Source organism: Mycolicibacterium agri, assembly GCF_002553505.1.
Lineage (GTDB): Bacteria > Actinomycetota > Actinomycetes > Mycobacteriales > Mycobacteriaceae > Mycobacterium > Mycobacterium agri.
Genome location: NZ_PDCP01000003.1, coordinates 47338 through 71359, shown reverse-complemented (window position 1 = coordinate 71359; position 24022 = coordinate 47338). Strand labels below are relative to the sequence as shown.

General features: G+C 67.3%; 15 protein-coding genes. 7 read left to right on the top strand and 8 right to left on the bottom strand.

Annotation, left to right across the window (positions count from 1 at the left end; genetic code table 11):
* Window positions 1–5 precede the first annotated feature (5 nt).
* Entirely contained in the window at window positions 6–1151 is a 1146-nt protein-coding gene (locus CQY20_RS02560) for a CoA transferase (protein ID WP_234816069.1), read from the top strand.
* Window positions 1145–2428, top strand: coding sequence for an amidohydrolase family protein (locus tag CQY20_RS02555; RefSeq protein WP_097938092.1), 1284 nt, complete (start codon window positions 1145–1147; stop codon window positions 2426–2428). The genes CQY20_RS02560 and CQY20_RS02555 overlap by 7 nt, the downstream gene beginning before the upstream one ends.
* Here the strand turns inward: CQY20_RS02555 and CQY20_RS02550 are convergent.
* Together CQY20_RS02550 and CQY20_RS02540 are read right to left on the bottom strand one after the other, a co-directional pair.
* On the bottom strand, window positions 2421–2939 hold the full coding sequence (locus CQY20_RS02550) for a DoxX family protein (protein WP_097938091.1): 519 nt from the start codon (window positions 2937–2939) through the stop codon (window positions 2421–2423). The genes CQY20_RS02555 and CQY20_RS02550 overlap by 8 nt on opposite strands.
* A gap of 443 nt (window positions 2940–3382) precedes the next feature.
* Window positions 3383–3901 (bottom strand): AfsR/SARP family transcriptional regulator, encoded by a 519-nt coding sequence (locus CQY20_RS02540; RefSeq protein WP_097938089.1) that lies wholly within the window; start codon window positions 3899–3901, stop codon window positions 3383–3385.
* A 161-nt stretch (window positions 3902–4062) separates the two neighbouring features.
* Here CQY20_RS02540 and CQY20_RS02535 point away from each other — a divergent pair, with 161 nt between their 5' ends.
* The gene (locus CQY20_RS02535; RefSeq protein ID WP_097938223.1) at window positions 4063–5316 is read left to right on the top strand and encodes a low temperature requirement protein A; all 1254 of its coding nucleotides are present in this window, start codon (window positions 4063–4065) and stop codon (window positions 5314–5316) included.
* A gap of 96 nt (window positions 5317–5412) precedes the next feature.
* Window positions 5413–5832 (top strand): ChaB family protein, encoded by a 420-nt coding sequence (locus tag CQY20_RS02530; protein ID WP_097938222.1) that lies wholly within the window; start codon window positions 5413–5415, stop codon window positions 5830–5832.
* A 4-nt stretch (window positions 5833–5836) separates the two neighbouring features.
* Here the strand turns inward: CQY20_RS02530 and CQY20_RS02525 are convergent, their stop codons facing one another.
* The gene (locus CQY20_RS02525; RefSeq protein WP_097938088.1) at window positions 5837–7177 is read right to left on the bottom strand and encodes an MFS transporter; all 1341 of its coding nucleotides are present in this window, start codon (window positions 7175–7177) and stop codon (window positions 5837–5839) included.
* Window positions 7178–7500: 323 nt separating this feature from the next.
* Between CQY20_RS02525 and CQY20_RS02520 the strand changes: the two genes are divergently transcribed.
* Window positions 7501–8211: a MerR family transcriptional regulator gene (locus CQY20_RS02520; RefSeq protein WP_097938087.1), complete on the top strand. Its 711-nt coding sequence runs from the start codon at window positions 7501–7503 to the stop codon at window positions 8209–8211.
* A gap of 10 nt (window positions 8212–8221) precedes the next feature.
* Here CQY20_RS02520 and CQY20_RS02515 read toward each other — a convergent pair whose 3' ends face one another.
* From CQY20_RS02515 to CQY20_RS02495, 5 genes are all read right to left on the bottom strand, one after another.
* Window positions 8222–9022: an ABC transporter permease gene (locus CQY20_RS02515; RefSeq protein ID WP_097938086.1), complete on the bottom strand. Its 801-nt coding sequence runs from the start codon at window positions 9020–9022 to the stop codon at window positions 8222–8224.
* Window positions 9022–9891, bottom strand: a complete 870-nt coding sequence (locus CQY20_RS02510) for an ABC transporter permease (RefSeq protein WP_234816068.1) — start codon at window positions 9889–9891, stop codon at window positions 9022–9024. Before CQY20_RS02510 ends, CQY20_RS02515 begins: the two co-directional genes overlap by 1 nt.
* On the bottom strand, window positions 9870–11057 hold the full coding sequence (locus CQY20_RS02505) for an ABC transporter substrate-binding protein (protein WP_097938085.1): 1188 nt from the start codon (window positions 11055–11057) through the stop codon (window positions 9870–9872). The genes CQY20_RS02510 and CQY20_RS02505 overlap by 22 nt, the downstream gene beginning before the upstream one ends.
* Window positions 11054–12160 carry an ABC transporter ATP-binding protein gene (locus CQY20_RS02500; protein WP_097938084.1) on the bottom strand — a complete coding sequence of 369 codons (1107 nt, stop codon included), beginning with the start codon at window positions 12158–12160 and terminating at the stop codon, window positions 11054–11056. Before CQY20_RS02500 ends, CQY20_RS02505 begins: the two co-directional genes overlap by 4 nt.
* 111 nt (window positions 12161–12271) lie before the next feature.
* Window positions 12272–13426 carry an epoxide hydrolase family protein gene (locus CQY20_RS02495; protein WP_097938083.1) on the bottom strand — a complete coding sequence of 385 codons (1155 nt, stop codon included), beginning with the start codon at window positions 13424–13426 and terminating at the stop codon, window positions 12272–12274.
* Window positions 13427–13544: 118 nt separating this feature from the next.
* Between CQY20_RS02495 and CQY20_RS02490 the strand changes: the two genes are divergently transcribed.
* Both CQY20_RS02490 and CQY20_RS02485 read left to right on the top strand, forming a co-directional pair.
* Window positions 13545–14282: a DUF1906 domain-containing protein gene (locus CQY20_RS02490; RefSeq protein WP_234816067.1), complete on the top strand. Its 738-nt coding sequence runs from the start codon at window positions 13545–13547 to the stop codon at window positions 14280–14282.
* 507 nt (window positions 14283–14789) lie between these two features.
* A complete protein-coding gene (locus tag CQY20_RS02485) occupies window positions 14790–24017 on the top strand; it encodes a type I polyketide synthase (protein WP_097938081.1) in 9228 nt (3075 codons plus the stop codon).
* Window positions 24018–24022 lie beyond the last annotated feature (5 nt).

The following is a 24022-nucleotide window of genomic DNA, read 5'->3' as shown; positions in this document are numbered from 1 at the left end:
GTTCGATGGACAATGTGGTGATGGGCTCGCTGGGCATCCCTGACGCGGTGCTCGCGTCGGCGCGGCAGGTGACCGATCGGATCGGCCGCGCCGCCGCCGATCTGGGCGGCGCCCTGACTGTCGACGCCGACGAGATCCTGACCGGACGCGCGGCGATGCTCGGCATCGCGCCGGCGGGCCGGATCTCCGCGGGAGGCGCGACACGTCTTCTGGCCACCCGGGACGGCTGGTGTGCTCTGACGTTGTCGCGCGCCGACGATGTCGCAGCCGTCCCCGCGCTTCTGGAGTCGGCCGACCAACCCGCCGACGTATGGGCGGAACTGGAAATCGAGGCGGCCTTACGCGACACGGCCGAGTTCGTCGGGCGGGCCCGATTGCTGGATCTGCCCGCTGCGAAACTCAGTGAAACATCTGCTGTTCCGCCACGATTCAGGCTGCGCGGACCGCGTGCGGCGCGCCCGTTGTCGCACCTGCTGGTCGCCGATCTGTCGTCGATGTGGGCGGGCCCGTTGTGCGGCCACCTGCTCGCCGCGGCAGGAGCGACCGTCGTCAAAGTGGAAAGCCGCGAACGGCCCGACGGCACCCGGCTGGGCGATCGGCGGTTCTACGACTGGATGAACGCGTCGAAGTTGTCCTACGCCACCGATTTCGATGACCCCGAACTGCGCCGTCTCCTGGAAGCTGCCGACGTGGTGATCGAAAGCTCCCGCCCCACCGCGCTGGCCCGCCGCGGCCTCGGCGCAGAACAGCTTCCCGCCCGCCCCGGCCGAGTGTGGTTGCGTATCACCGGCTATGGCCCCGAGGGGGAGCGGGCGCAGCGCGTAGCGTTCGGCGACGACGCCGCGGTCGCGGGAGGCCTCGTCGGCGCGGGCCCGGCGTTCGTGGGTGACGCCGTCGCCGACCCGCTGACCGGGTTGACAGCGGCGCAATCCGTGCTCGAAGCGCTGCAGCGCGGCGGCGGCGAGATCATCGACGTCGCCCTGGCTGAAGTCGCCGCTTACTACGCCGCTGCCGGTGCTGCGCCGTCCCCAGTGCCCGAAGACGTTGAGCCACCGAAGGTTCCGGGGCCACCGTCGAGACCCGCTGCGGAACTGGGCGCCGACAACGCACGGGTGCGCGATCTGGTGCAGGACAGGTTGGCGCCATGCTGATCCGCCGCGGCACGGTACCCGAAGGGCGCATCGCCGACGTTCGGGTGGAGGACCGCATCGTCGAAATCGCCGACCACCTGGAGCCGTCGGCAGACGAGCGCATCATCGACGCGGACGGCGGCGCGGTGCTGCCCGGCCTGCACGACCATCACCTGCACCTGCGCGCGATGGCCGCCGCGCTCGACTCCGTCGCCGCGGGTCCGCCCCACGTGCGCACGAAAGAGCAACTGGCACAAGCGTTGCGCAACGCGCAGCCTGGCCAGGACGGATGGATCCGCGCCGTCGGGTACCACGCGTCGGTGGCGGGCGAACTCGACCGCGGCCAGCTCGACGCCCTGATCGCCGACGTTCCGGTGCGGGTTCAGCACCGCAGCGGAGCGATGTGGATTCTGAACTCGGCGGCGCTGAACGCCGTCGGCCTCGTCGATCACCCGGACGGCAGGTTGCACAGCTTCGACGACTGGGCGAATGCGTTGCCGCGCCGCGAGACAGCGCTCGCGGAAGTCACGGGCCAGCTTTCCGGCTTCGGCGTCACCGGCGTCACCGACGCCACTCCGGATCTGTCCGCCAACGACGTCGCGATGCTGTCGGTGGCTCACCGGCGCGGTGAGATCCCGCAGCGCCTGCACTTTCTCGCGCCGGGCAAGCGGATCCTGCACGACGACCGTCTCGATGTCGACGAGCTCACCGACTGGATCGTCGACCAGCACGCCGACGGCATTCCCGTCGCGCTGCATTGCGTGACCCGCATGCAATTGGTGGTCGCGCTCGCCGCGTTGCGGTCGGCGGGCCGTCATCCCGGCGATCGCATCGAGCATGCCGCCGTGGTGCCCGACGACATGATCGGTGACCTGCTCGACGCCGGCGTCACCGTCGTCACCCAGCCCAACTTCGTCACCGAACGCGGCGAGCACTATCTGCGCGACGTGCCCGCCGACGAACATTCCCACCTGTGGCGGGTGGCGTCACTGCTGCGGGCCGGCCTCCCCATGGCGGGCAGCACCGATGCGCCCTTCGGCGCGATGGACCCGTGGGCCGCCATGCGCGCGGCGGTAAACCGCGCCACCGCCGGGGGAGAGGTCATCGGCGCCGACGAGTGCATCGCGCCCGAAGTGGCGCTGCGGCTGTTTCTCGGGCACCCCGACCGGCCGGCGGAGCCGCGCACCGTCGAGGCGGGTCAGCCCGGTGACCTGATCGTGCTGAAGCCCGGCGCGAATGTATTGACGCTGGCGTCGGACATGGTCGCCACAACTATCGTCGGCGGTCAGGTCATTTAGTCTCGGTCCGCTGCGGCGGACGGTAGAAGATCAGCAGCTGGCCGATGCCGCCCGCCAGCCCGAGGCCCAGGGAGATCAGCAGGCCCGCCCAGCCGTCGAACCAGTTGTGCCCGAAGATCAACCAGTCCAGGCTGAAGCGGCCCGCCCCCAGCGTGGCCAAACCGACGGCGCTGACCGCCAACACCAGGTTGTACTCCCAGCCCTCCTTGACGATGAAAAAGCCGTTGGGCCGGTGCACCGTCCACGCCGCCACCAGCATCAGCGCGACGAACCCGGCCGCGGGAATCGGGGTCAGCAGGCCGACCGCCAGGCCGAGGCCGGCCGCCATCTCGACGGTAGCCGCGATGCGGGCGTGCAATGTGCCCGGCTTCATGCCGATGCTGTCGAACCATGCCGCGGTGCCGGGTATCCGGCCGCCGCCGAAGAACTTGTTGTAGCCGTGTGCCGCCATGGTGAGGCCGAGGCATACGCGCAGAATCAACAGTGCGGTGTCGTAGGCATAGCCGTCCATAGCTGACAAATCTAGTTCACTCTGTAAACCATGGCGTGGGGTACCGTCCAGATCTCGGGCTCGGGATATCGCCAGTCATCGCCAGGCTCGGGCGGGTTCGGCGGGCGGATCGAACGCGCCTCACGTGCGGTGACGTTGCCCACCGAAACGTGAATCAGCGCGTCCGAGAATACCGTGTAGGCGAAAGAGGTTGCCGAAAAAGGTTCCGCAGTCGGCGAATTCACCGACTGCGCGAGTCAGTCCTCTGCGTGGCGCTCGTAGTCCCAGCGCTCGAGCCGCGCCTGCAGCTCGTGCACGCCGAACGCGGCGACCATGGCCGCCAGGCTCGAACCGGTCACGAGTAGGGCGTTCATGCTCTCTTCCATCCGTCGGCTTTTCGGTCCTCTGTCTATTGGACGATGAAAGACTACGAATCGTTCACAGCGACACGCATGCGTAGCCCACTACCTGTGTTGCGCGCTCTGTTGCGCGTACGCGCTCATGATCTCGTCGAGAGCGTCCATGCGCAGTTCGCGGTAGGTGGCGCGGGCGTGCTCGGTCCAGGTATCGGTCCACCCGTCCAGCAGCGCACCCGCGCTGAGCAGGGGAAGCAGCTCAGAGGTCACGTCGTGGTCGAGGTCGCCGGGCGAGCAATGTCCGAGCAGCTGCCCGATCAAGTCGACGGCCTCATACCAGTCCACGCGGACCTCCTCGGCCAGTACGAGCGCCTGCGGTGTGACGGTCACCAACGCTTCGGCGCCCAGCGGCCGCAGCCGCCACAGCGTGGTGCGCAGCCGCGCCGACGCCGCCTCGGGGCGTGTGGTCGGCCAGAGCGTGCGGCACACAAAGCTGCGGGGTATCGGGCGCCGTTTCAACGCGGTCAGCGCGACCAGGCGCTGGCATGACGGCGGCAGATCCAGGGCCTGGTTGTCACGGTGCACCGCAAATCCGCCCAGCATCGTGATCACGAACTGTTCTGACATCGCCGCCGCCTTCCGCCGTGAGTGCATCTGCGGTTGATCATGCGAACCGGGCGGTGCGACGGCATGCGTAGTCGACTACTTCTTTTTTCGCTTGATGCGGCCCCGCGTGGGTGCTCCGGCACCTGGACAGTGCTGCGGTGACTGGGCACACTCTGCAGGTCATGAGTGATGTGCAAGCGCAGCCACCCGGCCGACTCCAGGCGCATCGCATTCGCCGCATGTCGGGGCGCGATCCCCACGAACCACACCGGGTCGCCACCCCTTTGGAGTTGTTGTTCGACCTGACGTTCGTGATCGGATTCGGCATCGCTGCCTCGGAGTTCGCGCATCTGCTCGCCGAAGACCACGTGTCCGCGGGGTTGGCGGCGTTCGTTTTCGCGACCTTTGCCATCTGCTGGGCGTGGATCAACTTCAGCTGGTTCGCCTCGGCCTACGACACCGACGACTGGGTCTATCGCCTGCTGACGATGCTGCAGATGGTCGGCGTCATCATCCTTGCGCTCGGGTTGCCGGCGATGTACTCCTCGATGGCCGAGGGTGGACACGTAGACAACCAGGTGATGGTCGCAGGTTACGTGGTGATGCGAATTGCACTGGTGGCGCAGTGGTTACGCGCTGCCAAGCAGGACCCGCAGCGACGCCCGGCATGCCTGACCTACGCGACCGTCGTCACCGTCGCGCAGATCGGCTGGATCGCGATGATCCCGGTGAGCACGTCGATCGCGACGACGTTTCTGTGGGCGGGTCTCTTAGTGGCGTTGGAGCTGTCGGGGCCGTTGCTCGCCGAGCGGCGCATGGGCGGCACGCCGTGGCACGCGCATCACATCGCCGAACGCTATTCGCTGCTGACGATCATCGCGCTCGGTGAGGGCGTGGTCGGCACCGTCGCCTCGTTGTCGGCCATCGTCTCTGCGCAAGGCTGGAGCGTGGGCGCTGTTCTGGTAGCGGTCTCCGGAACTGGTCTGACGTTCGCGATGTGGTGGGTGTATTTCATCGTCCCGCAGGCGGAATTGCTGCATGCCCGCCGCGACTTGTCCTTCCGATTCGGCTATCTGCACATCGTCTTGTACGGTTCGATCGTCGCGACCGGGGCGGGGTTGCATGCGGCCGCCTACTACGTCGAGCACCACTCGGAACTCAGCGCGGCAGCGACCGTCTCGGCGGTAGCGGTTCCGGTGGCGGTCTATATCGCGACGGTTTACGTGCTGCATCTGTCGCTGCGCACACAAGATGTGTCACATCTGACGCTCGTCGCGCTGGCCATGGCGGTGTTGGTTCTCGCCGTGCTGCTGGTCGGGCGTGGCATGTCGATGGCCAACGCGCTCCTGATCGTCATGCTGGCCCCGGCCATCGTCGTCCTCGGCTACGAACTTCTCGGTCATCGGCGCGGTCGTGACCGGGCCATAGACGTTTAGGCTGGCTCCCCTCGGGTAAGCCCATCTGCTAGCCGTCGGAATTTCGTGACGTCGGCGGCGTTTCGGATAGCCGAGTTGACCACAAGGGAGCATGCCATGCCGAAGACGACATCTCGGGGCAGTGCCAAGAAGAGCGAGTTGCCGAGCACACTTCAGAAGTCGTCCGCCAAGGCGCAACGGACATTCGCGAAGGCCCACGATGCGGCCGTCAAGGAATACGGTGAGGGCCAGCGTGCGCATCGCGTGGCCTACAGCGCGCTCAAGCACAGCTTCGAGAAAGTTGGCGACCACTGGGAGCCGAAGAGCAGCAAGGGCCCGTCCGACAGCAGGGCCCGCAGTGGCGGCCCCGACCCCAAGGGCAAGAGCGCCGAGGGCGTCGACGCCAACGCATCGAAGGCTCACCTTATGGATATCGCCCGGCGCCTTGATATTTCGGGCCGTTCGACGATGACCAAGCAGCAGTTGGTGAACGCGATCAAGAAGGCCAACCGGAGGTCGACGAGCCGTAGCAGGTAGCGGCCTAACGCGCCGCGGCGGGCTCCTCCGCTTGTGGGTGCGGCTGCGGGTTCGGTTCGGGCTGCGGCCGCGGTTGATCGCGATAGGCCTCGGGATGAGGCTCGAAGCCTTCCAGAAGGTTTCGTTCCTCCGCCAGCACCCTGCGGGCCTTGCGCCGGGTGATCAGGATGCCGACCGTGGCCAGCGCCCAGACGGCGTATTGGACCGTCCACGCCAGCCGGAAAGACTCGAACGAGTAGCCGCCGACGGCGCCGATGACCATGCCCATGGCCTGCATCACCAACAGCGAGGCCAAGAAGCCGCCCATGTTGACCATGCCTTGGGCGGTGCCGAGAGTGGTGCTCGGGTTGAAGGTGCGCGCGAAATCGAAACCCACCATCGAACCGGGGCCGCCCACCGAGATGACGACGACCAACAGCGTCAACAACCACAGCGGTGCGGCCGACGGCAGCGCCAGCACCACCGTCCACACCGCGGCATTGCTCGCGACGATCGCCAGTACCAACCGCGACCTCCGGTGCGGCTTGCGACCGGTGAAGATCCCGATCAGAATGCCCGCCGCGATCGCGGTGATCACCGACAGGCTCAACAGCGAGCCCGCGACATGCACCGAGAGCCCTTGGCCGACGGTCAGATAGGGCAGGCCCCACATCAACGCGAACACCGTCACCGAAAACTGGGTGCCCATGTGCGTGAAGAAGCCGAGCCGGGTGCCGGGGCGCAGCCAAACCGCTTTCACACTGGCCCATACTTCGCCGACCGACATCGCCGGCGGATCGGACACCGTGCCGTTCGGCGTGTTCTTCACCAAGGCAAGGGTCAGCGCGATGGATATGACGCCGAGGGAGACCACCGCCAGATACGCCGTCGTCCAACCCTTTCCGGCGAGCAGCGCAAGGAAGGGCACCGCAGACAGCACCTGCCCGAGTTGGCCGCAGATGCCGGTCAGCTGCGTCACCAGCGGGACCTGGTCGGACCGGAACCAGTGCGGCACCAGCCGTAGCACCGAGATGAACGTCACGGCATCGCCGAGTCCCACCACGGCGCGGGCCGCGATCGCGGCGGGCAGCGACTCGGTGAACGCCAGGGTCAGCTGGCCTGCCGCCATCAGTGCCGCGCCAGAGATGATCAGTTTCTTGGAGCCGAAGCGGTCCAGCAGCAAGCCTGCGGGAACCTGCGCGCCGGCGTACACGACGATCTGCAGCACCACGAACGACGACAGCACCCCGGGGCTGGCAGCAAACCGGTCGGCGGCCTGCAGGCCCGATACCCCCAGCGTGGTGCGGTCGAGGACGGCGACGATGTATGCCAAGAGTCCGGTGGCCCAAACGATCCAGGGACGCACGCGGAAACCTCTCACATTCGAAGGGGACAAAGGACTCGCAATCCATGGTTGCCCAGCAAGCGTCCGGTGCGCCAATTCTTTACCGGTGAGATCACTCACCCGCCTGGCGGGAATACTGCCGACGACGGACAGAAGTTGGCTGAAACCATCAACGTGTGTTGTGAGTTACGTCACATAATTGGTATATCACCTGGTGAGCCATTTAACGAGTGCCGCCGATGTGCTTTTTTGACACCTGTGCACAATTCGCTCAAATTTGGCGGTTCGGTATTAGAGTGGCGGCATGAACGGTTGGTCCCGACGTCGAGGCCGGGTGCGCCAGGGTGGCTGAGTACCGACTCGACGATCTCGCGCGAATCTCTGGGGTCAGCCCACGCAACATCCGTGCATACCGGGAACGCGGCCTACTCGATCCGCCTCGACGGCAGGGCCGCACCGCGTACTACGACGACTACCACCTTTCGCAGCTCAACACGATCACCCAGCTGCTGCGCAAGGGCTACACCTCCGCGCACATCGCCGAGTTCTTCGAGCGGATGCGGGAAGGCCACGACCTGGCCGCCATCCTGGGCATTCAACAGGCGATCCTGGGTCGGCAGGCGCCCGAGGCCTCCGCTGAACCGCGCGCCGCTGTCCTGAAGGTCGACGTCGACTCCGATGAGGTCAGGCGGCTCGTGTCCTATGGATTGGCCGAAGTCGTCGACGACACTGTCACGCTGACCGACCCGGCGATGGCCGAGATCGTCGTGCGGTCGACGGATCACCTGCGCGACGTCCGGATGATCCTTCGGGTTTTCGAGTCGGCCGCCGGGTCGGTCGATGAACTGGCGGCCATGCTCGTGGCCGCCCTGGAGGAAGCCGTCGCCGCCCGCTACGGACCCGGCTATGTGCCGAAGGACGGCGAGACGGACGAGGTGGCCAGGTTGGTCCGGGACTACCGAGACCTCGGCGTCGCCGTCGTCACGCATCAACTGGCGAAATCCATGCGAGGGCACATGGCATCGGGGCGCCTGCGCGACCTCGACTCCGTTTGATTCGCCCGCGTCATACCCGCGTGGTCGCCGGGTCGCCGCCGAACCGCTGGGCCAACCAGACCGGGATCACCGCCACCAGGGTCAGCGCCGCCGCCACCACGTTGATGACGGGCGCCTGGTTGGGGCGAAACAGGTTGCCGAAGATCCAGATCGGCAACGTCTGCACGGTCGGGCCCGCGGTGAATGTCGTCACCACGATCTCGTCGAAGCTCAGCGCAAACGCCAGGATCGCCCCTGCGACAAGCGCGCCGCGCATCATCGGGAACGTCACGAATCGGAAGGTCTGCCATGGTGACGCGCCGAGGTCTTCGGAGGCGTCCTCCAGGCTGGCGCCGAGCCGGCGCAACCGGGCCTGAGTGTTGTTGAAGACGATGACAATGCAGAACGTGGCATGGCCGATGATCACCGTCGCCATGCCCAACGTGATGCCAAGCGCGGACGTGAATGTCGCATTCAGCGCGATGCCGGTGACGATGCCGGGCAACGTGATCGGCAGCACGATGAGCAGGTTGACCACCTCGCGGCCGAAGAACGCGTATCGCTGCACCGCGAACGCCGCCATGGTGCCGAGCACCAACGCGATCGCGGTCGCGCCGAGCCCCACCACGACCGAGTTGGCCAACGACTTCCACATGCCCTCGCTGTTCCATGCGGTCACCCACCACTGCGTCGTGAAGCCGGTCGGCGGAAAGGCGAAGGTGCGCGACGAGTTGAACGCGTTGACGAGAACCAGCGCCAGGGGTGCGTAGAGGAACAGCAGTATCAGCGCGGTCCACGCCCGTAGCATGCGCCTGATGCCGCCGGAGCTCATCAGACGTTCTCCAGCGCGCCGGTGCGGCGCATCGCCAACAGATACAAGATGATTGCCGCCAGCGGGATGATCGACAGCGCGGCGGCGAGCGGCTGGTTGTTAGCGGTCACCAGCTGGCCGTAGATCACGTTACCCAGCAGTTGCGTCTTGCCGCCGACGATGGTCACCGCGATGTAGTCGCCCAGCGACAAGGAGAACGTGAAAATCGAACCCGCCGCAATACCGGGAAACACCAACGGCACCAACACCATTCGCAATGTCGAAAAATCGGAGGCGCCGAGGTCGGAACTCGCGTCGATGAGAGAGTCGGGCACTCGGTCGAACGCGGCGAACACCGGGATGACCATGTACGGCAGCCACAGATAGCTCAGCGTGATCACCGTCGCCGCGAGTCCATATCCAGGCGTGTAGCCGCCGACCCAGGCCAGCGGGCCCTCCGGTGAGAGCAGCATCCGCCAGGCGTAGGCCTTGACCAGATAGCTGGCCCACAGCGGGGTGGTCACCGCGATCACCAGCAGCAGGCGCACCCGCGGTGTGGCCAGCTTGGCCATGTACAGGGCGAGCGGCACCGCGAGCACGATGCAAATGACCGTCACCAGCAGGGCCACCCCAATGGTGCGCAGCGTCGTCACCCGGAACACCGCATCGGTGAACGCCTTGACCACATTGTGGGTGGTGAAGCGGTGCACCACCGCGCCGGTGAAAGTGTTGGTGCTCCAGAACGCCGAAACCAGCAGCACCGCAAGTGAACCCAGATACGCCACGACGAGCCAGGCCATCGGCGGAAGCAGCAGGAGGGTCAAGCCGATCCGCCGCCGCACCGACACTGGGATCGAGGCGGCCTGCGTTATCCCTTGATCTGCTGCCACTTGGTGACCCACTCGTCGTAGGTCGTGCAGTTGTCACCGCTGCCGTCCACGCATTGCTTCTGTGGCGTTGTCCAGTAGTAGATCTGGGCGGCGTAATCGGCATCGGTGGCGTGGAATATGTCGCAGAAGTCCTTCTGCGTGGTGTGCTCGCAAGCCTTCGTCTGCGCCGGCGCCTCACCGAAGTACTCGGCCACCTGAGCATTGACCTCCGGCGAGGTGATCCAGTTCATCCACTTGTACATGCAGTTGGGATGTGCCGCCTTCGACGAAATCATCCATGTGTCAGACCATCCGGTGGCGCCCTCTTTCGGCAACACGGTGTTGACCTGAACCTTGTTGTCGGCGCCGATCAGGTTCGCGATGACCTGCCAGGTGGTGCCGATGACCGAGGTGCCGGACTCGAACGCCTGTACCTCTTTGGTGTAGTCCGACCAGTAGTCGCCGACGTTCTCGCGCTGCTTCATGAGCAATTCGGTTGCGGCGTCGAGCTGTTCGGGTGTCAGCGCATACGGATCCTTGATGCCCAGTTCCGGTTTGGTCTTCATCAGATACAGCGCCGCGTCGGCGATGTAGATAGGGGAGTCGTAGGCGGTCACCTTGCCTTTGTGCTTGTCGGCGTCGTCGAACACCGCGCCCCACGAATTCGGCGCGTCGCGCACCACATCGATGTTGTACATCAGCAGGTTTGCGCCCCAACCGTGCGGGATGCCGTACATCTGCCCGTCGACCGAGTTCCACGCCTTGTCCTTGAGGAAATCGGAGATGGTGGCGTAGTTGGGCACCAGGTCGGTGTTCACCGGTGCGACATCGCCGGCGTAGATGAGCCGCAGCGTCGCATCACCGGACGCCGACACCCCGTCGTACTGCCCGGTGCGCATCAGTTGCACCATCTCGTCGGATGTGTTGCCCAGCTTGACGTTTACCTGACAGCCGGTTTCCTTCTCGAACGGCGTCACCCAGTCCACGGTCTTGTCGTTGGAGCCGTCTTCGGCGTAGCCGGCCCAAGCGATGAGGTTCAGTTCGCCCTCGCCGTTCCCGACTTCACTCAGCGGCTCCATCTTTGGCGGCGCCTCGCCTGCAGTGGAATCCTCCGCGCTCGAGCAGGCGACCATCAGCGCAGAACATGCGGCCAGGACCAGTCCAATGCGGGTGATGGCGGGTTTCATGGCGACTCCTCGGTTGACAGTTGATGAAGCGCATTTTCGGGCCACGCCAGCGTGATTGGGGCGCCGTGCTGCAGGTCGGCAGGCAGCGAGGCGCTGGCCGTGAGAACGGTGGCGGTCAGCGTGGTGCCTTGAGTGGTGGCGGCCGCGATCTTGGTGGTGGGGCCGGCGTAGATGGTTTCCATGACGGTCGCGTCGACCGTGTGGACGCCGGGCCCCGAACCGGTGCCGCGAGCCAGGACCGCGATGCGCTCCGGTCGCACGACGAATGTCCCGGCCCTGCCGACGAGCGCCTCGGCCGTCGCACCGTCGAGCACATTGGAGGTTCCGACGAAATCGGCGACGAAACGGTTGGCCGGATTCTCGTAGACGTCGCGGGCGCGGCCGACCTGCTCGATGCGGCCCGCGTTGAACACCGCGAGCCGATCGCACAGTGTCAGCGCCTCGTCCTGATCGTGGGTGACGATGACGAAGGTGATGCCGAGTTCGCGCTGAATCTCCTTGAGCTCGATCTGCATCTGCTCGCGCAACTTGAGATCCAGTGCGCCCAAAGGCTCGTCGAGCAGCAGCACCCGCGGTCGACCAACCAGGGCTCGGGCCAAGGCGACGCGCTGGCGCTGACCGCCCGACAGTTGGGCCGGCTTGCGCGCCGCCTCACCGCTCAACCGCACCATGTCGAGCGCGTCGGCGGTGCGGCGGCGGCGTTCGTCACGCGGTACGCCCTTGACCCTCAGCCCGTACTCGACGTTCTGCGCAACGGTCATGTGGGGAAACAGCGCGTATTCCTGGAAGACGGTGTTGACGTCGCGCCTGCGGGCGGGCAGCGCGGTGACGTCCACTCCGGCGAGGCGGATGGTGCCCACCGTCGGCTGCTCGAAGCCGGCGATCATGCGCAGCACCGTCGTCTTGCCCGAACCGGAGGGCCCCAGGATCGCGAATAGCTCACCGTCGGCCACGGAGAGGTCGGCGCCCTCGACGGCGACGACCGTGTGGGCGCGGCCCATTCCGCTTCGCGTGGTGTCGCCGAACTCCTTACGCACACCGATCAATTCGATCTGCGGATCTTCAACGGCGGCACCAGAATCTAGGCGCTGGGCGCTGGCCATCCCTGGGGGCACTGGCAGATCGTACGGATTCCGCCGTCCGCCCGCAGACCAATGAGTGATTTCGGCGCGCTAAACGGCGCTCAGCGCACGTTTGCGCGCCGAAATCGCGAATCAGGTGACGGTCGCGAAGAACGCGCGGATGTCGTCGACGAGGAGCTTCGGCGTCTCCATCGCGGCGAAATGCCCGCCACAGTCGAACTCGCTCCAATGCACGATGTTGTGGTTTCGCTCGGCGTAGCGCCGGATGGCCGCGTCCTCGGCGAACAGCGCGACACCGGTCGGCACATCCGATGGCTCCGGCAGCGCGCGGTTGTGCGTCGTCTCGTAGTAGAGATTGGCCGACGAGCCTGCCGTGCCGGTGAACCAGTACACCGAGACGTTGGCGAGCAGGCGGTCGCGCGGCACCGCGTCCTCGGGCAGCTCCTCGGCGCCGTCGGTCCACTCCTTGAATTTCTCGACGATCCACGCCAATTGGCCGACGGGCGAATCGGTCAGGCCGTAGCTGAGGGTCTGCGGCCGGGTGCCCTGCACCTTGAAATAGCCCGTCTTCTCGGCGCCCCACTCGCGACCCTTCGCCACGTGGCGGCGTTCGGATTCGGTCAACGCGGCGTACTCGTCGTCGGGCAGGTTTCTGCCCGGCATGAAACCGAACGCCGGCGCGTTGACGTGCACGCCGATCACGCGGTCGCGGGCCAGGCTGCCCATCACCGGCCCGATGAAGGAGCCGTAGTCGCCGCCCTGCACGCAGTAGCGCGAGTAGCCAAGCCCCGCCATCAGTTCGGTGAAGGCCGCAGCGATGCGGGTCGCTGTCCAGCCCGGCCCGGACAGCGGAGTGGAGAAGCCGTAGCCGACCAGCGACGGGATGACGAGGTGGAACGCCTGGGCGGGGTCGAGGCCGTGGGCGCGCGGATCACTCAGCGGGCCGATGATGTCGAGGAACTCGACGACCGAACCCGGCCAGCCGTGCAGCAGGATCAGCGGACGCGCGTGCGGTTCGGGCGATTCGACGTGCAGGAAATGCACGGTCTGGCCGTCGATTTGCGTGCGGTACTGCGGGTAGGAGTTGAGTTCCGCTTCCTGCGCGCGCCAGTCGAAGCCGTCGGCCCAGTACTCGGCGAGCGCGCGCAGATAGTCGACGGGCACGCCGCGCTGCCACGGTGGTCCCGGCAACTGCTCGGGCCAGCGGGTGGCGGCCAGCCTGGTCTTCAGGTCGGCGAGGTCGGCGTCGGGTATCGCGATGCGGAAGGGCTCGAGGGTCAACGTCACCCGGCCGATTCTGCGCGCACCCCGCGGCCCCCACGTGCGCGGGTGGTGTGAATATTGATACAAGTGTGACCAGTGGCGTTGACGTGAAAACTGGGGTTCTTGTCGTACCCTGTGGCACGTGTCCGCGCGCGATTCGGCCCCTTGGTCGGTGTCCCGGCGCACAGTGCTGAAGTACGCGGCCGCGGCCCCGGCGGTGCTGGCGGCCGCATCGGTGGTGCCGCCGCCAAGGGCGACGGCCGCCCCGCTGGGCGTCCTGCTCGACTATGCCGCAGGCGTCATCAAGGCCGCCGACATCCGTGCCGCCGGGGCACACGGAGCTATCCGCTACGTCTCGGACCGCCGGCCGGGTGGCGCGTGGATGCTGGGCAAGCCGATCCAACTCGCCGAGGCCCGCGATCTCTACCAGAACGGGTTGAAGATCGTCTCCTGCTACCAGTACGGGAAGCAAGACACCGCCGACTGGCTGGGCGGCTACGACGCAGGCATCAAGCACGCCAAGCGAGGATGGCAGCTACATGTCGCCGCGGGCGGTTCCTACGGCGCGCCGATCTACGCCTCGATCGACGACGACCCCACATTTGAGCAGTACAAGCAGCAAGTTGCGCCGTACCTGAAGGGTTGGGAAGCGGTGCTCGGCCATCAGCGCGTCGGCGTCTACGCGAACTCGAAAACCATCGAGTGGGCGATCCAGGACGGCCTCGGTTCGTACTTCTGGCAGCACAACTGGGGGTCCCCGAAGGGGGCCGCGCACCCTGCCGCGCATCTGCATCAGGTCGAAATCGACAAGCGCAGCGTCGGCGGCGTCGGGGTCGACATCAACCACATTCTCAAGCCGCGGTTCGGCCAGTGGGACTAAACCTTACCGATCAGTAAGTCTTGCCAGCAAACTTTTTCGGACGGTCGACGGCCGCGAAGAGACAAATATCGTCGCGCTGTCGACTGCGAGCCGGCGGCGCGACAGACGAAGATGAGACCAAATTCTTAGATAACGATTTGATAACAGTCATGCCTTGATCTGCGCTGTTGTACTTACTCGACCGTAACCACGTGCATGCAGGACGTTTGTCATGGAAGGGTTCGGCCCGCTTTAAGCGGGGTGTTACCCAACGCACGGTTACCCGAGCGTAGAACTCGCCAGTAACCATTTTGGGCGGAAAAATCACCCTCGTTCTTATGACACTCTTAGTACGGCTGGAGTGTCCGTCGGGCGGCCCACCCGAGGGGCCCGAAGCCATTCGGGATTCGACGCCGAATCGTAGGTACCCCGCAGGGGAGCGGGGTGACCTCCCCCGAGACGACAGCCCACACGCCACGAGACGACCAGCGATACGCGCGATGAGCAGCACTGAGGAGATTACGAGACGTGACGATCAATGAACATGACAGGGTGTCCACCGGCCGCGACGACGAATCCGGAGCGCCCCACACCAGTCACGCCCTCGTCGATCGTCTGACCGCAGGTGAGCCCTACGCCGTCGCCTTCGGCGGCCAGGGCAGCGCCTGGCTGGAGACCCTCGAGGAGTTGGTGTCCTCGGCCGGTATCGAGGCCGAACTGTCGACGCTCGTCGGTGAGGCCGAGCTACTGCTGGAACCCATCGCGCGCGAGCTGATCGTGGTGCGTCCGATCGGCTTCAAGCCGATGCAGTGGGTCCGCGCGCTGGCCGCCGAGGAGGACGTGCCGTCGGCCAAGAACCTGACGTCGGCCGCAGTGTCGGTGCCCGGTGTTCTGCTCACCCAGATCGCCGCTGTGCGCGCGCTGGCCCGCCAGGGCATGGATCTGGTCGCCACCCCGCCTGTCGCCACGGCAGGCCACTCCCAGGGCGTGCTGGCGGTCGAGGCGTTGGCAGCCAAGGGCGCCAAGGACGTCGAGCTGCTGGCGCTCGCGCAGTTGATCGGCACCGCGGGCACGCTGGTGGCCCGCCGGCGCGGCATCGCCGCACTCGGCGACCGGCCGCCGATGGTGTCGGTGACCAACGCCGACCCCGACCGCATCGCGGCGCTCCTCGATGAGTTCGCCCAAGACGTTCGCACCGTGCTGCCTCCGGTGCTGTCCATCCGCAACGGCAGGCGCTCGGTCGTCATCACCGGCACGCCTGAGCAGCTGTCGCGCTTCGAGCTGTACTGCCAGCAGATCGCCGAGAAGGAAGAGGCCGAGCGAAAGAACAAGATTCGCGGCGGCGCGGTCTTCAGTCCGGTCTTCGACCCCGTGCAGGTCGAGGTCGGCTTCCACACCCCGCGGCTGTCCGACGCGATCGACATGGTCGGCAACTGGGCCGGTGCCGTCGGCCTGGACGTCGCGCTGGCCCGTGAGATGGCCGAGGCCATCTTGGTGCGCCGCGTCGACTGGGTCGGCGAGATCAACGCCCTGCACGAGGCCGGCGCCCGCTGGATCCTCGATCTGGGCCCCGGCGACATCCTGACCCGGCTGACGGCGCCGGTCATCCGCGGCCTCGGCGTCGGCATCGTGCCTGCGGCCACCCGCGGCGGGCAGCGCAACCTGTTCACGGTCGGCGCGGTGCCCGAGGTGGCCAAGCCGTGGTCGAGCTACGCGCCGACGCTCGTCACGCTGCCCGACGGCTCGGTGAAGCTGTCGACGAAGTTCACCCGGCTGACCGGCCGGTCGCCGATTCTGCTCGCGGGCATGACCCCGACGACCGTCGACGCCAAGATCGTCGCCGCTGCGGCGAACGCCGGCCACTGGGCCGAGCTGGCCGGCGGCGGGCAGGTCACCGAGGAGATCTTCGAGAACCGCATCGCCGAGCTGACCCAGCTGCTCGAGCCCGGCCGCGCCGTGCAGTTCAACTCGCTGTTCCTCGACCCGTATCTGTGGAAGCTTCAGGTCGGCGGCAAGCGGCTGGTGCAGAAGGCGCGCCAGTCCGGTGCGCCGATCGACGGCGTCGTCGTCAGCGCGGGCATCCCCGAACTCGAAGAGGCCGTCGCGCTGATCGACGAGCTCAACGACGTCGGCATCAGCCATGTCGTTTTCAAGCCCGGCACCGTCGAGCAGATCCGCTCGGTCATCCGCATCGCCGCCGAGGTGCCGACGAAGCCCGTGATCATGCACATTGAGGGCGGCCGCGCCGGCGGTCACCACTCCTGGGAGGACCTCGACGACCTTCTGCTGGCCACCTACTCCGAGGTGCGGTCGCGGTCGAACATCACCGTCTGCGTCGGCGGCGGCATCGGCACCCCGGAGCGGGCCGCCGAATACCTGTCGGGCCGTTGGGCGCAGGCCTACGGGTTCCCGCTGATGCCGGTCGACGGCATCCTCGTCGGCACCGCGGCGATGGCGACCAAGGAAGCGACGACATCGCCGTCGGTCAAGCGGATGCTCGTCGAGACCACCGGCACCGACCACTGGATCAGCGCCGGAAAAGCCCAGGGCGGCATGGCATCCAGCCGCAGCCAGCTCGGCGCCGACATCCACGAGATCGACAACGCGGCTTCGCGCTGCGGTCGGCTGCTCGACGAGGTCGCCGGTGACGCCGAGGCGGTCGCCGCGCGCCGCGACGAGATCATCGCCGCGATGGCCAAGACCTGCAAGCCGTACTTCGGTGACGTCGGCGAGATGACGTACCTGCAGTGGCTGCGCCGCTACGTCGAACTGGCCATCGGCGACGGCACCAGCACCGCCGACACCGCGTCGCCGGGCAGCCCGTGGCTGGCCGACACCTGGCGCGACCGGTTCGCCGAGATGCTCAAGCGTGCCGAGGCGCGCTTGCACCCCAAGGACTTTGGGCCGATCGAGACGTTGTTCGCCGACGAGGCCCTGCTGGACAAGCCCGATCAGGCGATCACCGCGCTGCTGGGCCGCTACCCCGACGCCGAGCGCATCAAGCTGCACCCGGCCGACGTGCCGTTCTTCGTGCAGCTGTGCAAGACCCCGGGCAAGCCGGTCAACTTCGTGCCGGTCATCGACAAGGACGTCCGGCGCTGGTGGCGCAGCGACTCGCTGTGGCAGGCGCACGACGCGCGCTACGACGCCGACCAGGTGTGCATCATCCCCGGCACGCAGGCCGTCGCGGGCATCACCCGGATGGACGAGCCCGTCGGCGAGTTGCTGGACCGGTTCGAGCAGGCCTCCATCGACCAGGCGCTGGCCTCGGGTGTCGAGCCCGTCGCCGTCGTCAGCCGGCGCCAGGCCCGCGCCGACGCCACGGGCCCGTTGGCGGTGGTGTTGGACTCACCCGACGTTCTGTGGGCAGGCCGCACCTCCATCAACCCGGTGCACCGTATCGGCGAGCCGGGCGAGTGGCAGGTCAACGAAAACCGCAGCGCGACACACCCTTCCACGGGTGCACGGCTGGAGGCCGCCGATGACGGCACCGTCACGCTGAGCGTTCCGCTTTCGGGCACCTGGATCCAGATCCGCTTCACGCTGCCGACATGCACTGTCGACGGCGGCATGCCGGTGGTCACCGTCGAGGACGCCTCGAAGGCGATGCGTGCCGTGCTGGCGATCGCCGCTGGTGCGACGGATCCGGCGAAACTGCCTGCGGTGCAGGACAACACCGCGCAGATCGTCGTCGAATGGGATCCGGAGAAGGTCGCCGACCACACCGGTGTCACCGCGACGTTCGGCGCGCCGCTGGCGCCCGGCCTGAAGATGGTGCCCGATGCGCTGGTGGGCCTGTGCTGGCCCGCGGTGTTCGCGGTCATCGGTTCGGCCGTCACCGAGGACGGCTTCCCGGTCATCGAGGGTCTGCTGAGCCTGGTCCATCTGGATCACGCCGCGCATCTGCTCGCGCCGATGCCGAAGACGCCGGCCGAGGTCACCGTCACCGCAACGGCTTCGGCGGCCACCGACACCGAGGTCGGCCGTGTGGTTCCGGTCAGCGTCGTGATCACCGACGCCGACGGCACCGAATTGGCCAAGCTGGAGGAGCGGTTCGCGATCCGCGGCCGCACCGGCGCCGTCGAACTCGCCGACCCGCCGCGCGCGGGTGGCGCGATGACCGACAACGCGACTGACACGCCGCGCCGTCGTCGTCGTGACGTCACCGTCACCGCGCCGACCGACATGAGCGCATTCGCGGTGGTCTCCGGTGACCACAACCCGATCCACACCGACCGCGGTGCCGCGCTGCTGGCCGGCCTGAAATCGCCCATCGTGCACGGCATGTGGCTGTCGGCAGCCGCGCAGCAGGTGGTCACCGCCACCGACGGCAAGGCCGTTCCGCCGGCCAGGCTGGTCGGCTGGACCGCCCGCTTCCTGGGCATGGTGCTGCCCGGCGACGAGGTCGACTTCCGCGTCGACCGCGTCGGAATCGACCGTGGCGCCGAGATTCTCGAGATCGCCGCGCGCGTCGGGTCCAACCTGGTGATGTCGGCGACGGCGCAGTTGGCCGCGCCGAAGACCGTGTATGCGTTCCCGGGTCAGGGAATTCAGCACAAGGGCATGGGCATGGAGGTGCGTGCCCGGTCCAAGGCCGCGCGCAAGGTGTGGGACTCCGCCGACAAGTTCACCCGCGAGACGCTGGGCTTCTCGGTGCTGCACGTGGTGCGCGACAACCCGACCAGCCTGATCGCCAGCGGTGTGCACTATCAGCATCCCGAGGGCGTGCTGTACCTGACGCAGTTCACTCAGGTCGCTATGGCGACGGTGGCCGCGGCGCAGGTCGCCGAGATGCGTGAGCAGGGCGCGTTCGTCGAGGGCGCCATTGCGTGCGGCCATTCCGTGGGCGAATACACCGCGTTGGCATGCGTTTCGGGTGTCTATGAACTCGAGGCGCTGCTCGAGGTGGTGTTCCACCGTGGCTCGAAGATGCACGACATCGTGCCGCGCGACGAGTTCGGCCGGTCCAACTACCGGCTGGCGGCCATCCGCCCGTCGCAGATCGACCTCGACGACTCCGAGGTTGTCGACTTCGTCGCCGGAATCTCCGAGCGCACAGGAGAATTCCTGGAGATCGTGAACTTCAACCTGCGCGGCTCGCAGTACGCCATCGCGGGCACGGTCCGGGGCCTGGAGGCGCTGGAGGAAGAGGTCGAGAAGCGTCGCCAGATCACCGGCGGCAAACGGTCGTTCATCCTGGTGCCCGGCATCGACGTGCCGTTCCACTCGTCGGTGCTGCGCGTCGGCGTCGACGACTTCCGCCGCTCGCTGGAGCGGGTCATGCCGCGGGACAAGGATCCCGAGCTGATCATCGGCCGTTACATCCCCAACCTGGTGCCGCGGCCGTTCAGCCTGGATCGCGACTTCATCCAGGAGATCCGCGACCTGGTGCCCGCCGAGCCGCTCGACGAGGTGCTCGCCGACTACGACACGTGGCGCAACGAGAAGCCACGGGAACTGTGCCGCAAGATCGTCATCGAGCTGCTGGCGTGGCAGTTCGCCAGCCCGGTGCGTTGGATCGAGACGCAGGATCTGCTGTTCATCGAGGAGGCCGCCGGTGGCCTGGGCGTCGAGCGGTTCGTCGAGATCGGCGTGAAGTCGGCGCCGACCGTCGCGGGCCTGGCGACCAACACGCTCAAGCTGCCCGAGTACTCGCACAGCACGGTCGAGGTGCTCAACTCCGAGCGCGACGCGGCGGTGTTGTTCGCAACCGACACCGATCCCGAGCCCGAGGACATCGCCGACGAGCCCGCGGCGGAGGCTGCGCCTGCGGCCGAACCCGCGGCGGAGGCCGCTGCGCCTGCACCGGCTCCCGCTCCGACGGCACCCCCGGGTGCGCCTGTGCCCGACGACCTTCCGTTCGACGCGGCCGATGCCACGCTCGCGCTCATCGCGCTGTCGGCGAAGATGCGCATCGATCAGATCGAGCCGCTGGACTCGATCGAGTCGATCACCGACGGTGCGTCGTCGCGGCGGAACCAGCTGCTCGTCGACCTGGGTTCCGAGCTGGACCTCGGCGCCATCGACGGTGCGGCCGAAGCCGATCTGGCCGGCCTCAAGTCGCAGGTGAGCAAGCTGGCCCGCACGTATAAGCCTTACGGCCCAGTGCTTTCCGACGCGATCAACGATCAGCTGCGGACGGTGCTCGGCCCGTCGGGCAAGCGGCCCGCCGCCATCGCCGAGCGGGTCAAGAAGACCTGGCAGCTCGGTGACGGCTGGGTCAAGCACGTCACCGCCGAGGTGGCGCTGGGCACCCGCGAGGGCACCAGTGTGCGCGGCGGCGCCCTCGGCGGCCTGCACGACGGTGCGCTGGCCGACGCCGCGGCCGTGGACAAAGTCATCGACGCCGCGGTGCAGTCGGTGGCGGCCAGGCATAACATCGCGGTCTCGCTGCCGTCGGCGGCCGGCGGTGCGGGCGGCGGCGTCGTCGACTCCGCGGCGCTCAACGAGTTCGCCGAGAAGGTGACCGGACGCGACGGCGTGCTGGCCAACGCGGCGCGGCTGGTGCTCAACCAGTTGGGCCTCGACAGCGCGGTGTCTGCGCCGGAGACGGCCACCGACGCCGAGCTGATCGACCTCGTCACGGCCGAACTCGGTTCGGACTGGCCACGTTTGGTGGCGCCGGTCTTCGACAGTCGCAAGGCGGTGCTGTTCGACGACCGCTGGGCAAGCGCCCGTGAGGATCTGGTGAAGATCTGGCTGATGGACGACGACGAGGTCGACGCCAACTGGCAGCGGCTCTCGGAGCGGTTCGAGGGTGCGGGCCACATCGTCGGCAAGCAGGCCTCGTGGTGGCAGGGCAAGGCGCTGGCCGCGGGACGCAACGTTCACGCCTCGCTGTTCGGCCGCGCCGCGGCAGGCGCCGAGAATCCGGGCAAGGGTCGCTACAGCGACGAAATCGCCGTCGTGACAGGCGCTTCCAAGGGGTCGATCGCGGCATCGGTGGTCGCCGGGCTGCTCGACGGCGGTGCGACTGTCATCGCAACGACGTCCAAGCTCGATGACAGCAGGCTGGAGTTCTACCGCAACCTGTACCGCGACAACGCCCGCTTCGACGCGGCGCTTTGGGTGGTGCCCGCCAACATGGCGTCGTACAACGACATCGACGCGTTGGTGGAGTGGGTCGGCAACGAGCAGACCGAGAGCCTTGGGCCGCAGTCGATTCACATCAAGGACGCGCAGACGCCTACGCTGCTGTTCCCGTTCGCCGCGCCGCGCGTGGCCGGTGACCTGTCGGAGGCGGGCTCGCGGGCCGAGATGGAGATGAAGGTTCTGCTGTGGGCCGTGCAGCGGCTCATCGGCGGCCTGTCGCGCATCGGTGCCGAGCGCGACATCGCCTCGCGGCTGCACGTGGTGCTGCCCGGGTCGCCGAACCGCGGCATGTTCGGTGGCGACGGCGCCTACGGCGAGTCGAAGTCCGCGCTCGACGCCGTGGTGGCGCGCTGGAAGGCCGAGTCGTCGTGGGCGCAGCGGGTGAGCCTGGCGCACGCGCTGATCGGCTGGACCCGCGGCACCGGCCTGATGGGTGCCAACGACGCGATCGTCAGCGCCGTCGAGGAGGCGGGTGTCACCACCTACTCGACCGACGAGATGGCGTCGATGCTGCTGGAGCTGTGCAGTGTCGAGTCGAAGGTGGCCGCAGCGCAGGAGCCGCTGAAGGTCGATTTGACTGGCGGACTTGGCGATATCGACATCGACATGTCGGAACTGGCAGCCAAGGCTCGCGAGGAGATGACCGCCGAGGCGGCCGAGGACGAAGGCGAGCAGGTGGCCACCATCTCGGCGCTGCCGTCGCCGCCACGGGGCTACACCCCGGCGCCGCCGCCTGCGTGGGACAACCTCGACATCGACCCCGCGGACATGGTGGTGATCGTCGGCGGCGCCGAACTCGGCCCGTACGGCTCGTCGCGGACCCGCTTCGAGATGGAGGTCGACAACGAGCTCTCGGCTGCCGGCGTGCTCGAATTGGCGTGGACCACCGGCCTGATCAAGTGGGAGGACGACCCGAAGCCGGGTTGGTATGACACCGAAACCGGTGAACTGGTCGACGAATCGGAGTTGGTGGAGCGCTACCACGACGCGGTCGTGGAGCGGGTCGGCATCCGCGAGTTCGTCGACGACGGCGCGATCGACCCCGATCACGCCTCACCGCTTCTGGTGTCGGTGTTCCTGGACAAGGACTTCACGTTCGTCGTGTCGTCGGAGGCCGACGCACGCGCGTTCGTGCAGTTCGACCCGGAGCACACCATCGCAACGCCGGTTCCGGACAGCAGCGACTGGCAGGTGACCCGCAAGGCGGGCACCGAGATTCGGGTACCGCGCAAGACGAAGCTGTCGCGGACCGTCGGCGGTCAGATCCCCACCGGGTTCGACCCGACGGTGTACGGCATCAGCCCGGACATGAACACCTCGCTGGACCGTGTCGCGGTGTGGAACATCGTCGCCACCGTCGACGCGTTCCTGTCCGCGGGCTTCACGCCGGCGGAGTTGATGCGGTGGGTGCACCCGGCCATGGTGGCCAGCACGCAGGGCACCGGCATGGGCGGCATGACGTCGATGCAGACCATGTATCACGGCAACCTCCTCGGCCGGAACAAGCCGAACGACATCCTGCAGGAAGTCCTGCCGAATGTTGTTGCCGCGCATGTGATCCAGTCCTACGTCGGCAGCTACGGCTCGATGATCCACCCGGTCGGCGCATGCGCGACGGCTGCGGTGTCGGTCGAGGAAGGCGTCGACAAGATCCGGCTCGGCAAGGCCGAACTGGTGATCGCGGGCGGCTTCGACGACCTGACGCTGGAGGCGATCATCGGCTTCGGTGACATGGCGGCCACCGCCGACACCGAGATGATGCGCGCCAAGGGCATCAGCGACTCGAAGTTCTCCCGGGCCAACGACCGTCGTCGGTTGGGCTTCGTCGAATCGCAGGGCGGCGGGACGATTCTGCTGGCCCGCGGCGATCTTGCGCTGAAGATGGGTCTGCCGGTGCTGGCCGTGGTGGGCTACGCGCAGTCGTTCGCCGACGGCGTGCACACCTCGATCCCGGCTCCCGGGCTGGGCGCGCTGAGCGCCGGCCAGGGCGGCAAGCACTCGCAGCTGGCCCGCTCGCTGGCCAAGCTCGGCGTCGGCCCCGACGACATCGCGGTGATCTCCAAGCACGACACCTCGACGTTGGCCAATGACCCGAACGAGACGGAACTGCATGAGCGGCTTGCCGATTCGATGGGTCGGTCCGACGGGGCGCCTCTGTTCATCGTGTCGCAGAAGAGCCTGACGGGTCACGCCAAGGGCGGCGCCGCGGTGTTCCAGATGATGGGCATGTGCCAGATGCTGCGCGACGGGGTGATTCCGCCCAACCGCAGCCTGGACTGTGTCGACGACGAGTTGGCCAACGCAGAGCACTTCGTGTGGGTGCGTGAGACGCTGCGGCTGGGGGAGAAGTTCCCGTTGAAGGCGGGCCTGATCACCAGCCTGGGCTTCGGTCACGTGTCGGGTCTGATCGCGCTGGTTCACCCGCAGGCGTTCATCGCCGCGCTCGATCCCGAGCAGCGGGCGGCCTATGAGGCGAAGGCCAACGAGCGACTGGTGGCAGGCCAGCGGCGGCTGATCTCGGCGATCGCGGGCGGCGAACCGCTCTACGAGCGGCCGCCGAGTAACCGCCGCATCGGCGATGACGCCCAAGAGCATCAGGCGGAGGCCGAAATGCTGCTGGACCCGGCGTCGAGGCTCGGCGAAGACGGCATCTACGTGCGATAACCTTC

What these genes read in the sequence shown, in the direction of transcription:
- CQY20_RS02560 (WP_234816069.1), top strand. Translation starts at nt 6, where the DNA reads ATGGACAATGTGGTGATGGGCTCGCTGGGCATCCCTGACGCGGTGCTC.
- CQY20_RS02555 (WP_097938092.1), top strand. Translation starts at nt 1,145, where the DNA reads ATGCTGATCCGCCGCGGCACGGTACCCGAAGGGCGCATCGCCGACGTT.
- CQY20_RS02550 (WP_097938091.1), bottom strand. Translation starts at nt 2,939, where the DNA reads ATGGACGGCTATGCCTACGACACCGCACTGTTGATTCTGCGCGTATGC.
- CQY20_RS02540 (WP_097938089.1), bottom strand. Translation starts at nt 3,901, where the DNA reads ATGTCAGAACAGTTCGTGATCACGATGCTGGGCGGATTTGCGGTGCAC.
- CQY20_RS02535 (WP_097938223.1), top strand. Translation starts at nt 4,063, where the DNA reads ATGAGTGATGTGCAAGCGCAGCCACCCGGCCGACTCCAGGCGCATCGC.
- CQY20_RS02530 (WP_097938222.1), top strand. Translation starts at nt 5,413, where the DNA reads ATGCCGAAGACGACATCTCGGGGCAGTGCCAAGAAGAGCGAGTTGCCG.
- CQY20_RS02515 (WP_097938086.1), bottom strand. Translation starts at nt 9,022, where the DNA reads ATGAGCTCCGGCGGCATCAGGCGCATGCTACGGGCGTGGACCGCGCTG.
- CQY20_RS02505 (WP_097938085.1), bottom strand. Translation starts at nt 11,057, where the DNA reads ATGAAACCCGCCATCACCCGCATTGGACTGGTCCTGGCCGCATGTTCT.
- CQY20_RS02500 (WP_097938084.1), bottom strand. Translation starts at nt 12,160, where the DNA reads ATGGCCAGCGCCCAGCGCCTAGATTCTGGTGCCGCCGTTGAAGATCCG.